The sequence below is a fragment of the Aeromonas sp. PS2Canimalfood6 genome, assembly GCF_048276795.1.
In the GTDB taxonomy this organism is placed as follows: Bacteria; Pseudomonadota; Gammaproteobacteria; order Enterobacterales; family Aeromonadaceae; genus Aeromonas; species Aeromonas caviae.
This window is the reverse complement of record NZ_JBLUXC010000021.1, coordinates 20,703-36,311: the sequence shown is the minus strand read 5'-3', so window position 1 is coordinate 36,311 and position 15,609 is coordinate 20,703. Positions and strand designations below refer to the sequence as shown.

12 protein-coding genes are annotated in these 15,609 nt (G+C 62.5%); 9 read left to right on the top strand and 3 right to left on the bottom strand.

Translation table 11 applies throughout. The features are described from left to right. Positions 1 to 145: 145 nt before the first annotated feature. The 6 genes from lepA to pdxJ all read left to right on the top strand — a co-directional run bounded on the left by lepA (position 146) and on the right by pdxJ (position 6,105). Positions 146 to 1,939, top strand: a complete 1,794-nt coding sequence (gene lepA / locus ACNPAA_RS10855; RefSeq protein WP_010675641.1) for a translation elongation factor 4 — start codon at positions 146 to 148, stop codon at positions 1,937 to 1,939. A 3-nt stretch (positions 1,940 to 1,942) separates the two neighbouring features. Continuing rightward, on the top strand, positions 1,943 to 2,866 hold the full coding sequence (gene lepB / locus ACNPAA_RS10850) for a signal peptidase I (RefSeq protein ID WP_010675640.1): 924 nt from the start codon (positions 1,943 to 1,945) through the stop codon (positions 2,864 to 2,866). Next, positions 2,867 to 3,538, top strand: coding sequence for a ribonuclease III (rnc, locus tag ACNPAA_RS10845; RefSeq protein ID WP_010675639.1), 672 nt, complete (start codon positions 2,867 to 2,869; stop codon positions 3,536 to 3,538). A gap of 61 nt (positions 3,539 to 3,599) precedes the next feature. After that, complete coding sequence (gene era, locus ACNPAA_RS10840) at positions 3,600 to 4,499, top strand: GTPase Era (RefSeq protein ID WP_041211854.1); 900 nt, start codon at positions 3,600 to 3,602, stop codon at positions 4,497 to 4,499. After that, a complete protein-coding gene (gene recO / locus ACNPAA_RS10835) occupies positions 4,500 to 5,210 on the top strand; it encodes a DNA repair protein RecO (RefSeq protein ID WP_039040537.1) in 711 nt (236 codons plus the stop codon). It abuts the gene before it with no gap. Between the two features lie 157 nt (positions 5,211 to 5,367). Continuing rightward, positions 5,368 to 6,105 (top strand): pyridoxine 5'-phosphate synthase, encoded by a 738-nt coding sequence (gene pdxJ, locus ACNPAA_RS10830; protein ID WP_010675636.1) that lies wholly within the window; start codon positions 5,368 to 5,370, stop codon positions 6,103 to 6,105. A gap of 141 nt (positions 6,106 to 6,246) precedes the next feature. On the opposite strand, the gene ACNPAA_RS10825 is transcribed toward pdxJ, so the two are convergent. The 3 genes from ACNPAA_RS10825 to barA all read right to left on the bottom strand — a co-directional run bounded on the left by ACNPAA_RS10825 (position 6,247) and on the right by barA (position 10,440). After that, a complete protein-coding gene (locus tag ACNPAA_RS10825) occupies positions 6,247 to 7,137 on the bottom strand; it encodes an N-acetylmuramoyl-L-alanine amidase (RefSeq protein ID WP_161470273.1) in 891 nt (296 codons plus the stop codon). 32 nt (positions 7,138 to 7,169) lie between these two features. Next, on the bottom strand, positions 7,170 to 7,655 hold the full coding sequence (locus tag ACNPAA_RS10820) for a DUF1456 family protein (protein ID WP_010675634.1): 486 nt from the start codon (positions 7,653 to 7,655) through the stop codon (positions 7,170 to 7,172). A 64-nt stretch (positions 7,656 to 7,719) separates the two neighbouring features. After that, complete coding sequence (gene barA / locus ACNPAA_RS10815) at positions 7,720 to 10,440, bottom strand: two-component sensor histidine kinase BarA (protein WP_052814802.1); 2,721 nt, start codon at positions 10,438 to 10,440, stop codon at positions 7,720 to 7,722. 269 nt (positions 10,441 to 10,709) lie between these two features. Between barA and rlmD the strand changes: the two genes are divergently transcribed. The 3 genes from rlmD to mazG all read left to right on the top strand — a co-directional run bounded on the left by rlmD (position 10,710) and on the right by mazG (position 15,561). After that, positions 10,710 to 12,032 carry a 23S rRNA (uracil(1939)-C(5))-methyltransferase RlmD gene (gene rlmD, locus ACNPAA_RS10810; RefSeq protein ID WP_134996888.1) on the top strand — a complete coding sequence of 441 codons (1,323 nt, stop codon included), beginning with the start codon at positions 10,710 to 10,712 and terminating at the stop codon, positions 12,030 to 12,032. Positions 12,033 to 12,381: 349 nt separating this feature from the next. Continuing rightward, positions 12,382 to 14,592: a GTP diphosphokinase gene (gene relA, locus ACNPAA_RS10805; RefSeq protein WP_010675631.1), complete on the top strand. Its 2,211-nt coding sequence runs from the start codon at positions 12,382 to 12,384 to the stop codon at positions 14,590 to 14,592. 171 nt (positions 14,593 to 14,763) lie between these two features. After that, positions 14,764 to 15,561, top strand: a complete 798-nt coding sequence (gene mazG / locus ACNPAA_RS10800) for a nucleoside triphosphate pyrophosphohydrolase (protein ID WP_161470272.1) — start codon at positions 14,764 to 14,766, stop codon at positions 15,559 to 15,561. The last annotated feature ends 48 nt before the right edge of the window (positions 15,562 to 15,609 follow it).

Genomic DNA, 15,609 nt, shown 5'->3' with positions numbered 1-15,609 from the left:
CGGAGGGCATCCAGGTGCCCAACGCCCGCCAGACAAGGCGCTATTTGTGGGGCCCGCCGACTAAAGATTGGCCGTCGACCGGGTTATCCAGTAAAATCCTGCCCTCATATCCGACCCTAACTTAATTTTGAGTGATTCTTGCTCGATGAAACACATTCGTAACTTTTCGATTATTGCGCACATCGACCACGGTAAGTCGACCCTGTCGGACCGTCTGATCCAGACTTGCGGCGGCCTGTCCGATCGCGAGATGCAGGCCCAGGTGCTGGACTCCATGGATCTGGAGCGCGAGCGCGGCATTACCATCAAGGCACAGAGTGTGACCCTGAACTACCAGGCACAAGACGGTAACACCTATCAGCTGAACTTTATCGACACCCCGGGCCACGTGGATTTCTCCTACGAGGTTTCTCGCTCCCTGGCTGCCTGTGAAGGGGCACTGCTGGTGGTGGATGCCGGTCAGGGGGTTGAGGCACAGACTCTGGCCAACTGCTATACCGCCATGGAAATGGATCTGGAAGTGGTGCCGGTGCTGAACAAGATCGACCTGCCGGCCGCAGAGCCCGAGCGGGTTGCCGAGGAGATCGAGGACATCGTCGGCATCGACGCGGTGGACGCGGTGCGCTGCTCCGCCAAGACCGGCCTCGGTGTCGATCTGGTGCTGGAAGAGATCGTCGCCAAGATCCCGTCCCCGGAAGGGGATCCGGAGGCGCCGCTGCAGGCGCTGATCATCGACTCCTGGTTCGACTCCTATCTCGGGGTCGTGTCGCTCGTGCGGATCAAGAACGGTTCCCTGAAAAAGAACGACAAGATCAAGGTGATGAGCACCGGTCAGGTGTGGGGTGTGGATCGCATCGGTATCTTCACGCCGAAGCAGGTGGACACCGACGGCCTGGGTTGTGGCGAGGTAGGTTGGGTCGTCTGCGGCATCAAGGATATCCACGGTGCGCCGGTGGGGGATACCCTGACCCTGGCCAAGCACGGTGCCGAGAAGGCGCTGGCCGGCTTCAAGAAGGTGAAGCCCCAGGTCTATGCGGGCCTGTTCCCCATCTCCAGCGATGACTACGAGTCCTTCCGCGATGCGCTGGAGAAGCTCTCCCTCAACGATGCCTCCCTGTTCTACGAACCGGAGAGCTCCACGGCGCTGGGCTTCGGCTTCCGCTGCGGCTTCCTCGGGATGCTGCACATGGAGATCATCCAGGAGCGTCTGGAGCGTGAATACGATCTGGATCTCATCACCACAGCGCCGACCGTGGTCTACGAGATCGAGCTGAACGATGGCTCCACCATCCACATCGACAGCCCGGCCCAGATGCCCGCCATCAACAACATCAAGGAGATGCGCGAGCCCATCGCCGAGTGCCACATTCTGCTGCCGCAGGAGTACATGGGCAACGTCATCACTCTCTGCATCGAGAAGCGCGGCGTACAGACCAACATGGTCTACCACGGCAAGCAGGTGGCGCTGACCTACGAGATCCCGATGGCGGAAGTGGTGCTCGACTTCTTCGACCGTCTGAAGTCCACCAGTCGCGGCTACGCCTCCCTGGACTACGGCTTCAAGCGTTTCGAAACCTCCGACATGGTCCGTCTGGACATCATGATCAACGGCGAGCGGGTCGACGCCCTGGCCATCATCACCCACAAGGAGAACGCCCAGTATCGCGGTCGTCAGGTGGTGGAGAAGATGCGCGAGCTGATCCCGCGCCAGATGTTCGACATCGCCATTCAGGCCGCCATCGGCAACCAGATCATCGCCCGCAGCACTGTCAAGGCATTGCGTAAAGACGTTACCGCCAAGTGCTACGGTGGTGACGTGAGCCGGAAGAAGAAGCTGCTGAACAAGCAGAAAGAAGGCAAGAAGCGGATGAAGTCCCTGGGCCGTGTGGACGTGCCGCAAGAGGCCTTCCTCGCCATTCTCCACGTCGGAAAGGATTAATCGATGGCAAGCACCTTTTCCCTGATCCTCGTCGTCGTCACCCTGCTGACCGGCATCATCTGGACGCTCGACAAGCTGGTCTGGGCCAAGCAGCGGGCGGCCAAGATTGCCGCCGCCCGTGCCAATGCCGGTCCGGATGTGGACGAGAAGACACTGGCCAAGGTGGCCCCCATGCCGGTCTGGATCGAACAGACCGGCGGGGTTTTCCCGGTGATCGCGCTGGTGCTGATCCTGCGCTCCTTCATCTTCGAGCCGTTCCAGATCCCGTCCGGCTCCATGATGCCGACCCTGCTGGTGGGCGACTTCATCCTGGTTGAGAAGTTTGCCTACGGCCTCAAGGACCCGGTGACCAACACCAAGTTCCTCGAGACCGGCGAGCCGAAGCGCGGTGATGTGGTGGTCTTCAAGTATCCGCTGGATACCCGGGTGGACTACATCAAACGGGTGGTCGGCATGCCCGGCGATCGGGTCATCTATCGCAACAAGGAGCTGATGATCCGGCCCAAGTGCGATGAGCAGGAAGGGAAAACGTGCCCCGGCTTCCAGAAGCTGGACGTCAAGTTCGAGCAGCGCGGCGAGTTCAGCCAGATGGGGATCCCGCTGGATCGCTACACCGAACAGCTGGGCGATGTCTCCCACGAGACCTTGCGCAACCCGCTGATGCCGGACCTGGTGGACCGCTACTATCGCCAGCCCGGCACCTACCCCGACGAGTGGGTGGTGCCGGAAGGCCACTATTTCGTGATGGGTGACAACCGCGACAACAGCACCGACAGTCGTTTCTGGGGCTTCGTGCCCGAGCAGAACCTAGTGGGCAAGGCGGTCGCCATCTGGATCAGTTTCGAATTCGAGCGCGAGGAAGGGTCCAGCTTGCCGAGCTGGGTGCCGACCGGTGTGCGCTTCAACCGCATTGGCGGAATCAAGTAAATGAATATCAAGATGAACAGACTGCAGTCCCGTCTCGGGCATGTCTTTCAGGATCCTGAGCTGCTGACCCGGGCACTGACCCATCGCAGCGCAGGGTCCCGTCACAACGAGCGCCTGGAATTTCTGGGGGACTCCATCCTGAGTCTGGTGATTGCCGATGATCTCTTCCACCGCTTCCCGCAGGCGGCGGAAGGGGATCTCAGCCGGATGCGCGCCACCCTGGTGCGCGAGAAGACGCTGGCCGAGCTGGGCCGGGAATTCGACCTCGGGGATCACCTGATCCTGGGGCCGGGGGAGCTGAAAAGCGGCGGTTTTCGCCGCGAGTCCATCCTGGCCGACACCGTCGAGGCGGTGATTGGCGCCATCTATCTGGACACGGATCTGGAGCGGGTGCGCAGCCTCCTGCTCGGCTGGTATGCCAGCCGCCTTGGCGAGATCAAGCCCGGGATCGAACAGAAGGATCCCAAGACCCGTCTGCAAGAGATCCTGCAGGGCAGCCGCAAATCCCTGCCGACCTACACGGTGACCAACGTCAAGGGCGAGGCCCACAACCAGGAGTTCACCGTCCAGTGCGAAGTGGATGGGCTGGATGGCCCCCTGGTCGGGATCGGCTCCAGCCGCCGCAAGGCCGAACAGGCCGCGGCGCAGCAAGCACTGGAACGGCTGTCATGAGCACCATGACGGATCCGGCACTGTGCGCTCATTTCACTCCATCAGCATTGGGAACGCGGTCATGACAGATACCACCTATTGCGGCTTTGTCGCCATCGTGGGCCGCCCCAACGTGGGCAAGTCCACCCTGCTCAACAAGTTGCTCGGCCAGAAGGTCAGCATCACCTCGAAGAAGCCCCAGACTACCCGTCACCGGATCCTGGGGATCGACACCGAGGAGAACCATCAGACCATCTATGTGGATACCCCGGGTCTGCACATCGAGGAGAAGCGGGCCATCAACCGTCTGATGAACCGCGCCGCCACCAGTTCCCTGGGGGACGTGGCCATGGTGGTGTTCGTGGTGGACGGCACTCACTGGACCAAGGATGACGAGATGGTGCTGGGCAAGCTGCGCCACCTCAAGTGCCCCGTGGTGCTGGCGGTCAACAAGATCGACAACGTCAAGGAGAAAGAGGATCTGCTGCCGCACCTCGAGTGGCTGGGTCAGCAGATGAACTTTGCCCACATCCTGCCCATCAGCGCCGAGAAGGGCACCAACGTGGAGAAGATCCGCGAGTGGGCCAAGGATCTGCTGCCGGAGAACGTCCACTTCTTCCCGGAAGATTACGTGACCGACCGTTCTTCCCGCTTCATGGCCTCCGAGATCATCCGCGAGAAGCTGATGCGCTTCACCGGTGAGGAGCTGCCCTATTCGGTGACGGTGGAGATCGAGCGCTTCAAGGTGGAGGAGACCGGTCTCTACCACATCCACGGGCTCATCCTGGTGGAGCGCGAAGGCCAGAAAAAGATGGTCATCGGCAACAAGGGCGAGAAGATCAAGACCATCGGCACAGAGGCGCGCATCGACATGGAACGGCTGTTCCAGAACAAGGTGCATCTCGAGCTGTGGGTCAAGGTCAAGTCCGGCTGGGCCGACGACGAGCGGGCCCTGCGCAGCCTCGGGTATGGCGACGACTGATTGCTGACCCCGGCTTTCGTCATCCACAGTCGGCCCTATCGGGAGACCAGCCAGCTGGTCGAGGTCTTCACCCAGGATAGCGGTCGATTCACCCTGGTGGCTCGCGGTTCCCGCGGGCCACGCTCCTCTCTGAAGGGGCTGCTTCAGCCCTTCACCCTGCTCACCATTGCCTGGCGCGGCAAGGGGGATCTCAAGAACCTCACCCAGGTGGAGTGCCCGGATCACTCGTTGCGCCTCGGCGGGGATCGTCTCTTCTACGGCCTCTATCTCAACGAGCTGGTCTACTACCTGCTGGAAGCGCACACCCCCTTCCCCGAGGTGTTCGACGCCTATGCCCGTGCCATCATGGCCCTGGCGGACGGCGAGACCCCGGAGCTGCCCCTGCGCCGCTTCGAGTTCCTGCTGCTGCAGGCCCTGGGCTACGCGGTGGACTTCGAATATGCCGCGGACGACGACTCCCCCATCGACCCCACCCTGCTCTACGGCTTCGAGCGGGAGCTCGGCTTTGTCGCTTGCGAGCGGGCGCCGGATCCCCGTACCCTGTTCCTCGGCGCCCACCTGCTGGCCTTCGCCGAGGGGCGTTTTGACACGCCTCCCTTGCTGCAGGCGGCCAAGCGTTTCAGCCGACTGGCGCTGCAGCCCTATCTCGGCAAGCGTCAACTGAAGAGCAGGGAGCTCTTTTTGAAGCGAAAAGGCAGTGTTTCAAGCTGATTTTTATTATCTGGTGATGTTTTGTGTTTATGACATCGCCTTTCATGAACAATAATGCTGTCGCCGCGACCAGAACCGGCCTGCGGCGGCACATGGACAGAGGAGCGGGCTCCACCCGCTCCGGCATTCACAGATGACCTGTATCAAGGAGTAAGCAATGAGCGAGATCTACCTGGGTGTGAACATCGACCATATCGCCACCCTGCGCAACGCCCGCGGCACCCAGTATCCGGATCCGGTACAGGCCGCCTTCGTGGCCGAGCAGGCCGGTGCCGATGGCATCACGGTCCACCTGCGGGAAGATCGCCGCCACATCACCGACCGGGACGTGGAGATCCTGCGCCAGACCATCCAGACCAGGATGAACCTGGAGATGGCGGTGACCGAGGAGATGATCGGCATCGCCTGCCGCATCAAGCCCCACTTCGTCTGCCTGGTGCCGGAGAAGCGCACCGAGGTGACCACCGAGGGTGGTCTGGACGTGGCGGGCCAGCTGGACAAGGTGACCGATGCGGTGACCCGCCTGGCCGCCGTGGGCGCCCAGGTGTCGCTCTTCATCGATGCGGATCCGTTGCAGATCGATGCGGCCGCCGCGAGCGGTGCTCCCTTCATCGAGATCCACACCGGCCGCTACGCCGATGCCACCACGGATGCCGAGCGCAACGCCGAGTTCAAGCGCATCGCAGCCGGAGCTTCCTACGCCGCTGGCAAGGGCTTGAAGGTCAATGCGGGCCACGGCCTGCACTACCACAACGTCAAGGCCATCGCCGCGATCCCCGAGCTCTATGAGCTCAACATCGGTCATGCCATCATCGGTCGCGCCGCCTTCGACGGTCTGGCCAAGGCGGTCAGCGACATGCGTGCGCTGATGCAGGAAGCCCGTCAGGGGATCTGATGCCGCTTCGCAGGTATGAAAACCACAAGGGACGCTTCGGCGTCCCTTGTGGTTTTCAGGAGTGGAAGGCGGGGTGAACCCCGTGCTCATCTGGCATGGGGCCGGGCATCCGTGTGCAGAGGGCGAAAGGGAAGGGGCGTCTCAGCCTGGTTCCGGGAAGTAGCGCTCCAGCAGGGCGGTGAGGATGGCCTGGCACTCGGCATCCGGCTCGCCGGTGACCAGGGCGGGGCGAAAGTGAAGCTGGAAGGCGCGCAGGACGGCGCGACTCTGCTCATCCCAGGCGCCGTGCTGGGGGAGGCCGTAGCCGTAACGGGCAAGCTGCTGCTGCCATTGCAGCGCATCCCAGGGGATGAGCTGCGTCTGGCGCAGCTCGGCCACCCGGGCCTCGTCGGGCCAGGCGCCGACACCGTAGCGCAGGGCGAGCTCGCGCCAGGGGAACCGGGGGCCGGGATCCTGCTTGCGCTCGGGGGCGACGTCGCTGTGGGCCAGCACCTGGGTGGGGGGGATCTGGTAGCGTTCGACCAGATCCCGGGCGAGGGCGCCGAGGGCGGCGATCTGGGCAGGAGGATAGGGTTGCCAGTGTCTCAGATGGGCGGGCAGGGCCGCGTCTTTCTCGTCATACCCGAGATTCACTATCTCGATGCCGAGCGAACTGGCGTTGAGCCCGGCGTAGTGATGCCAGCGACTGCGTCCGGCGTGCCAGGCCCGCTGGCTGTCGGGCACCAGCTGGTAGACCGGGAACGGTTGCTCGTCGGTGTCGCGGGGGATCAGGTAGTGGGCGCTCACCTTGTGCTCCGGTTCGGTCAGCAGGCGTAGGGAGCGGGCATCCTCTTCATCCGTGTAGTGCAGGATGAGAAAGGCGATGCGTTCGTTCTGGCTGGCGCTCTGATGATCCTGGTTGAGACGATAGGGCGCAGGCTGGCAGGCGCCGAGCAGCAGGATGAGGGGCAGTGACCAGCGCCAGCGCGCCGCGAACCGGCACGCGCCGCCGCTCGCCGACGGGCGTGGAGTCAGCAGGCGGCGCCAGCCCATGGTCTAGCCTCGCACCTGGCCGGAGGCGGTCATCAGGGCCCGGGCCTGTATTTGGCGGTGAGGCCAATCAGGAAGTTGCGCAGGATCTGATCCCCGCAATCCTGATAGTGCTTGTGATCCCTGGCACGGAACAGGGCGCTCAGCTCGGACTTGGAGAGGTTGAAGTTCGCGAGCTTGAGGGTGCCCAGCATCTCCTCTTCCTTGTAGTTGAGGCCGATGCGCAGCTTGCGCAGGATCAGGTTGTTGTTGATCCGGTTCGGGATCACCTGGGGCGGGGCATCTTCCCGCACACCGCGGCGCAGGGCGATGAAGCCGTCGAGGAACTGGCTCAGTGCCGAGTCCGGGCAGGCGGCGAAGCCCGCTTCCTGTGCCTCGCCCTCTTCGGCCTCTTTCATCAGCCAGCCGTGCAACTGGGCATGGGTGATGGCCAGATTGCCCTTGGCAAAGATCTCGACCATCTGGTCGTTACTGATGCTGAGGGCATAGCGCAGGCGGCGCAGAATATCGTTGTTGGTCATGTTGACTCCTGTGGAAACGGCGCAGATGTTACCACCTGCCGCCTGTCCAGTCAGAAAAAGCGCCTCAGTCGGTCAGGGCCAGGTAGCGGGGGGCCTCCTGCCTCACCTGCTCCAGGGCATCCTGCAGCTCCAGCAATTCGGGTTCCAGATCGCTCACGGTGACCCCGTCGCGCAGCTGCTGCTCGAGCTGGGAGAGCAGGCGTTGCAGACCCGGCACCCCGGAGTAGGCGCAGCCACCGTTGAGGCGGTGGAGCTGGGCCAGCACGTCTGCATCGTCGGCACTCCCTTCCAGCGCCGCCGCCAGGATGGGCTCCACCTCGTCGAAGCTGGCCAGCAGCATGGTCAGCATCTCCCGGGCGAGGGCTGGCTTGCCGGCGGCCTGACGCACGGCGAGGGGCCAGTCTATCTGCTGATCCCCGTGATTCTGGTGCCGCCGGTGAGCGAAGTCGGTGATGAGCTGCGCCAGCATCCCCTCGTCGATGGGTTTGGCCAGGTAGTCGTCCATGCCCTGGCGAATGAGGCGCTCCCGCTCACCGGGAATGGCATGGGCGGTGACCGCGACGATGGGGGTCTCGGTGTTGAGGGAGTGGTGGCGGATCGCCTGGGTGGCGCTGATGCCGTCCATGACGGGCATCTGGATATCCATGAAGATGATGTCGAACGGCTGGCTCTGGGCCAGGTTGACCGCCTCCTTGCCGTTCTTGCACACCACCACCTCGGTCACCATCTCCTTGAGCATGGCGGCGATGAGCTTGAGGTTGGCGGCGTTGTCATCCACCGCAAGCACCTTGACAGCCTGCACGCTGCGCGGCGTCGGCGCGGGCAGGGGGGCACGGCGTACCGCCTCGGGGGAGAGCAGAGCGTGCAGCAACTTGCGATGGTTGATGGGCTTGGAGAGGCAGTGGACGGCGCCGTGGGCCAGCATGGCGTCGTAGAGGGCCGGCTCGTGGCTGCTGAGCAGCACTATGGTGTTCTGCTGGCCGTCCAGTCCGTCGAGACGGGCAATCACCTGCTGCGGGCTGTGCAGGGTGCTGCTGCCGATGAGCACCATGTCCTGGCTGCTCATCGGGGGCCACTCCTCGTCCACCGTCAGGGAGTGCACATCCAGGTGCCACTCTCCCAGCAGGGCAAGCAGGGAGGCGTGAGTGAAGGGATCCGGCTCCAGCAGCCAGACCCGCTTGCCCTGGATGCGATCCAGCGGAAGCCGCTCGCTCTGGGGCAGGGGCGAGACATCCAGATCCAGGTGGAACGAGAAGACCGACCCCTTGCCGAGTTCGGATTCGAAGCGGATCTGGCCCCCCATCTGCTGCACCAGCTTCTGGGTGATGACGAGCCCGAGCCCGGTGCCCCCATAGCGGCGGGAGATGGAGGAGTCTGCCTGGTTGAAGGCCTGGAACAACTGGCGCTGCTGCTCTTCCGAGATGCCGATGCCGGTATCGCGAATCAGCGCCCGCAGGCGCACCTTGTTGCCGTTCGATTCCCCGGTCTGCTCGACACGCACGTCCACGTTGCCGCGCTCGGTGAACTTGATGGCGTTGCCGGTGAGGTTGGTGAGCACCTGCTGCAGGCGCATGGGGTCGCCGGTGAGGTAGTCCGGCACGGCGGCATCCACCTGGAGGGAGAGTTCGAGCTGCTTGTCGTGGGCGCTCGGCCCCAGCAGGTGCATGGTCTCGTTGAGGGTGTCCCGCAGGCTGAAGGGGATGTGCTCGAGCTGCAGCTTGCCCGCCTCCAGCTTGGAGAAGTCGAGGATGTCGTTGATGATCCCAAGGAGGTTGCGTGCCGACTTCTCGATGGTCTGCATGTAGTCGGTCTGGCTCGGGGTCAGACTGGTCTTGAGCAGTTGGCGGGTGAAGCCGATGACCCCGTTGAGCGGGGTGCGCAGCTCGTGGGACATGTTGGCGAGAAACTCGGACTTGACCCTGGCCGCCTCCTGGGCGCGCTTCTTCGCCATGTCGAGCTCGACGTTCTGGATCTCGATCTGCTCGAGGGTCTCCCGCAGATCCGACGTCGCCTGATCGATGTTCTGCTGCATCTCCTCGTGATATTCGGAGAGCGCCTTGGCCATGGCGTTGATGCCGTTCTTGAGCATGTCCAGCTCGCCGGTGAGCTGGCCGCTGACCCGGGTATCGAGTCGCCCCTCCCTGATCCGGTGCACCGCCTGCACCATGTCGGTGATGGGCTGGGTCACGCTCTTGACCAGACGGAAGCCGAACAGGGCGCTGATGGCCAGCCCGATGAGCACGATGATGACCGCGAAGAAGGCGTCGCGGTACTGCAGGACGATGGCCCTGTCCGTGGCAAGTTGCATGGAGATGTAGCCGATGACCGGCGGCTCCAGATCGCTTGGCAGCGGGAAGCCGTCCAGGCTGGTCTCTGCCTGGATGGGGGTGCGCAGTATGATGTCATCGCCGTTGACGGAGACGCTGGTCAGGGCCGGGATGACGCTGCCGTCCGGCAGACGAAGCTGGCTGAAGTCCCTGTGGTAGTTGGACGTCACGAACAGCTGGTTCTCCTGGGTGAAGACGGCGATGGACTTGATGAAGGGCGAGTTCTTGCGATGGGTGAGCCCGATCAGCCGCTTGAGGGATTCGCGGCTGTGCTGTGTCATGCCGTATTCGCTGGCGATGGCCAGGGGCTCGATGATGTTGATGCCCTGATCGATGAGGTTGTTTTCCAGCTGCTGATAGCGGTGGAAGGTGAAATAGCCGGCGATGAGGCCGCCGATGATGAGGGTCGGCAAGATGGTGAAGGCCAGCACCCGGGCCCTGAGACCGTACTTGGTCATGCCGCCGACCCGCCTTTCGCAAGAGAAGCCATGACCCGGGGCGCATGCAGGCACCGGGGTCGGGCAGGCAATACAGTCACTGTCGCTGTACGGGGTCTCAGGCCGTATCCGGTCATATCAATGGGCCACTTTTGGTCAGAATGGACGATGGGGCGGATGCCGCGGCTGGGGCCCTCAGGCCGTATTTGGTCATACGATTATTCTTGTGGGACAATGGTCTGCCGCAGATTCCACAATCATGACATAGCCACCTATAGGCACCAAGTTTTATGGCCCAGTTTTTCAAGCCCCAAAAGAAATCCACCCAGCCCCAACGTATTGAATTTACGGTAGACAGTCTGGATCACCACTGTGTCGGCGTCGGCCGTCATCAGGGCAAGGCCATCTTCGTCGAAGGGGCGCTGCCCGGCGAGGCCATCAAGGCCCGCATCATCGACGACAAGAAGCACTATGCCCACGCCGCCCTGCAACAGGTGGTGACCCCGGCGGCCAACCGGGTCGCCCCCTTCTGCGACCACTATCGCGAGTGTGGCGGTTGCAGTGCCCAGCACCTGGGAGAGGGAGATCAACTGGCGGCCAAGGAGGCGGGACTGGTCAGCCTGTTCGAGCGCCTTGGCAACATCCAGGCGCCTACGCTGGCACCTGCGCTGACGGGAGAGTCCCGCGCCTACCGCCGGGTCTGCCGTCTGGCCATCAAGTTTGACAAGAACGGTCGCTGCACCCGGGTTGGCTTTCGTCGTCGCCAGTCGAACGATCTGGTAGAGATTGCCGGCTGCCCTGTGCTGGCCGAGCCCCTCTCCGCCCTTATCGCCCCTCTGCGCGAATGCCTCAACCGGCTGAAGAGCCAGCGCGAACTGGGCCATGCGGAACTCATTCAGGGGGAGCAGGGCATTCTGATGCTGCTGCGCCACACCGGTCGCCCCACCGAGGCGGATCGGGCGCACTTGACCGAGTTTGCCACCGCCCAGGGGATAGACCTCTATCTGCAGGCGGCGGACGAGCAGATCGAACCTCTGCGTCAACAGTCTCAGCCAAGTTACACGCTGGATGGCCTGTCTCTTGCATTCGCTCCCGGCGACTTCATCCAGGTCAACGGGCCCGTCAACCAGCGCATGGTGGAGCAGGCATTGAGCTGGCTCGACGCAGGTAAGGATGACAAGGTGCTGGACCTCTTCTGCGGCATCGGCAACTTCACCCTGCCGCTGGCCCGTCAGGCCCGCGAAGTGGTGGGGGTGGAAGGGGAGCTCGCCATGGTGACGCGTGCACAGGAGAATGCTCGCCGCAACGGCATCGACAACGCCCGCTTCTACAAGGCGGACTTGAGCGGCGACATCGTGGGCATGTCCTGGGCCCGGGAAGGGTTCGATCTGGTGCTGCTGGATCCGGCCAGACCCGGGGCGCTGGAGGTGATGAGCCACGTGGTGGCACTTTCCCCCAAACGGGTGGTCTATGTTTCCTGTAACCCGGTCACCCTGGCCCGTGACAGTCAGGTGCTGGTGCAGGGGGGCTACAAGCTGACCCGTCTGGGGATGCTGGACATGTTCCCCCACACTGGTCATCTGGAGTCCATGGCGCTGTTCGAACGGGGCTGAGTCGAGGCGACCGCATTATTCTGGATGAATCAAGATGCGGTCGTGATGATTTTTCGATGTGCATGATGCTGCCAGAGTGAGGTAAAACAGGTGTTTCTCGCTGCCTTCAACGGGCAGGGCAGCATGCGGTTATCTTGGTTTTCCAGCGGCGGCAGCGCTGTTTGAGCGGGAGTGATTAGGGTAATCTAGGTCGTCGATAGTGGATCGGATGCGGGGAAGAGCCCTGTCACCTTGCGCGGTGACATGCCTTGAAAACTCTTTCATGCATCCCCATTTGAGGCAGTCATCAGTTGATGAGGGGATGAGGAGAGCATCGGCTTTCGACCCCACACTTTTAAGGATTGATACCATGGTTGCGGTGCGCGATATTCATTTGAAAGACAATTTCACTCTGGATGAGTGGGTCAGTTCCCTTACCCTGAGTGAAAGTGACAAGAATCAGCTGCGAACCGTCTACCAGTATTGCCTGACCCTGGGTGACGAAGCGCTCACCAACCGCCTGCTGGTGCGCGGGGTCGAGATGGTGGGCATCCTGCTGATGCTCAGCATGGATCTCGCCACCCTCAAGGCCGCCATTCTCTATCCCTTCGTCGAAGCCGGTCTCATCAGCCAGGAAAAGGTGAACGAGGACTTCGGCCCCAAGATCGCCAAGCTGGTGGAAGGGGTGCTGGAGATGGAGGCCATCCGCTCCCTGCAAACCCTTCACCGCAGCGAAACCTCGCCGGAGCAGGTGGACAACGTGCGCCGCATGCTGCTCGCCATGGTCGAGGACGTGCGCGCCGTGGTCATCAAGCTGGCGGAGCGCATCGCCTGCCTGCGTGAGGCGAAGAAGGCGGATGAGGAGACCCGGGTGCTGATGGCCCAGGAGATCACCAACATCTATGCCCCCCTTGCGAACCGCCTCGGTATCGGTCAGCTCAAGTGGGAGCTCGAGGATCTCGCCTTCCGCTACCTGCACCCGGACACCTACAAGCAGATCGCCAAGCAACTGGACGAGAAACGGCTCGACCGCGAGCGCTACATCCGTGAATTCGTGCAGTCTCTGCGCGATGCCCTGGCCGAGGCCGGCGTCGAGGCCGAGGTCTATGGCCGACCGAAACACATCTACAGCATCTGGCGCAAGATGCAGAAGAAGCACCTCGAATTCAACGAGCTGTTCGATGTGCGCGCGGTGCGGGTGATCACCAAGCGGCTGCAGGATTGCTACGCGGCGCTCGGTATCGTTCACACCCATTTCCACCATATTCCCCGCGAATTTGACGACTATGTCGCCAACCCCAAGCCCAATGGCTACCAGTCCATCCACACCGTGGTGGTGGGGGAGGAGGGCAAGACGGTGGAGATCCAGATCCGTACCGAGCAGATGCATCAGGATGCGGAGCTCGGTGTGGCCGCGCACTGGCGCTACAAGGAAGGGGCCCAGGCCGCTGCGAAGACCAGCACCTTCGAAGACAAGATCGAATGGCTGCGCAAACTCCTCGCCTGGCAGGAGGATCTCTCGGAGAGCGGCTCCTTGCTGGACGATCTGCGCAGTCAGGTGTTCGAGGACAGGGTTTATGTCTTCACTCCCAAGGGCGATGTCATCGACCTGCCGGCAGGGGCGACGCCGCTCGACTTCGCCTATCACGTGCACAGCATGATCGGTCACCGCTGCATCGGCACCAAGATCGACGGTCGTATCGTGCCCTTCACCTATACGCTGCAGACCGGCGACCAGGTGGAGGTGATCACCCAGAAGGAGCCGAACCCGAGCCGCGACTGGATGAACCCGAACGCCGGCTTCCTGCGCTCCAGCCGGGCGCGGGCGAAGGTGGCCACCTGGTTCAGAAAGCTGGACCGGGACAAGAACATCGCCGCCGGCAAGGAGCTGCTGGAGAAAGAGCTGGACAGACACAACCTCACCCTCTCCAAGGTGGACAAGGTGGTGCTGGAGCGCTTCCATGCGGAGGAGCTGGAAGATTTGCTGGCCGGTATTGGCAGCGGCGACATCCGCATCAACCAGCTGCTCAATTATCTGGACACCCGCTACAACAAGCCGACGGCGGAAGAAGAAGATCGCCGTCTGCTGGAGAAGCTGGAGCAGAAGGCCAATGTGCCCTTCCGCCCCAAACCCAAGGATCACATCGTGGTGGAAGGGGTGGGCAACCTGATGACTCACATCGCCCGCTGCTGCCAGCCCATCCCGGGGGACGCCATCCAGGGCTTCATCACCATGGGACGGGGGGTTTCCATCCACCGGGAGGATTGCGAGCAGCTCAAGGAGCTGTCGCGTCGCAACCCGGAGCGCCTGATCGATGCGGTCTGGGGGGAGAACTACTCCGGCGGTTACGGTCTCACCATCCGCATTCTCTCCAACGACAGATCCGGCCTGCTGCGCGACATCACCACCGTGCTCGCCAACGAGAAGATCAACGTGATGGGAGTGCGTTCGCGCTCCAACGTGCGCGAGCAGACCGCCGAAATAGACATGGAGCTGGAGATTTACAACATCAACGCCTTCAACCGGGCGTTGGCCAAGCTCAGTCAGCTCAACGACGTGATCAGCGCCAAGCGGCTGTAATGCTCAACCGACCGGCCCCAGTGGCCGGTCTGCATTTTCTCCCTCCTTGTAGAGCATTGAAGACGGATATCATGCGCCCCATCTCCGGCCGCCATGGCTCCACATCATGTGGAGCCATGGCGTGAGTGGATATTCATGAACCCCATTTACCGAATCGAAAGTGAGTTGCCCATGTCCCAACGCTACGACCTTCCCCAACTGCTCGACATCATGGCCAGATTGCGTGACCCGAACGGGGGCTGCCCCTGGGATCTCAAGCAGAGCTTCCAGACCATAGTGCCGCACACCCTGGAGGAGGCCTACGAGGTGGCGGATGCCATCGAGAGCGAAGATTGGCAAGGGCTGAAGGGGGAACTCGGTGATCTGCTGTTCCAGGTCGTGTTCTATGCCCAGCTCGGCAAGGAGCAGGGATTGTTCGATTTTGCCGACATCGTCGATACCGTGAGCGAGAAGCTCATTCGCCGCCACCCCCATGTCTTCTCCGATGCCGACCTCGGTGACGAGCAGGCGGTAAAAGCGAACTGGGAGGCGGAAAAGGCCAAAGAGCGGGCCGCGCTCGACAAGGAGAGCGTGCTGGACGATATCCCCCTCTCCCTGCCTGCCCTGACCCGTGCCGCCAAGATCCAGAAGCGCTGCGCCACCGTCGGTTTCGACTGGAAGACCCTGGGGCCCGTGGTGGACAAGATCCACGAGGAGATCGAGGAGGTGATGGAAGAGGCGCTGATGGTCGACGTGGACGAGGCTCGGGTGAGCGACGAGCTCGGCGATCTGTTGTTTGCCACCGTCAACCTGGTGCGCCATCTGGGCAAGGATCCCGAGCAGGTGCTGCGGGCTGCCAACACCAAGTTTGAGCGTCGTTTTCGTCAGGTTGAACACTTTATTGCCGCAGAAGGTCTGAAAATGACGGATTGCTCCCTGGAGAAGCTGGACGAGGCCTGGAACAAGGCCAAGGAAACCGAGCAAAGTTGATTTGGCGCAAGACGGGGCGGCGGGGAGCCTGATAGATTTTTGTTCATT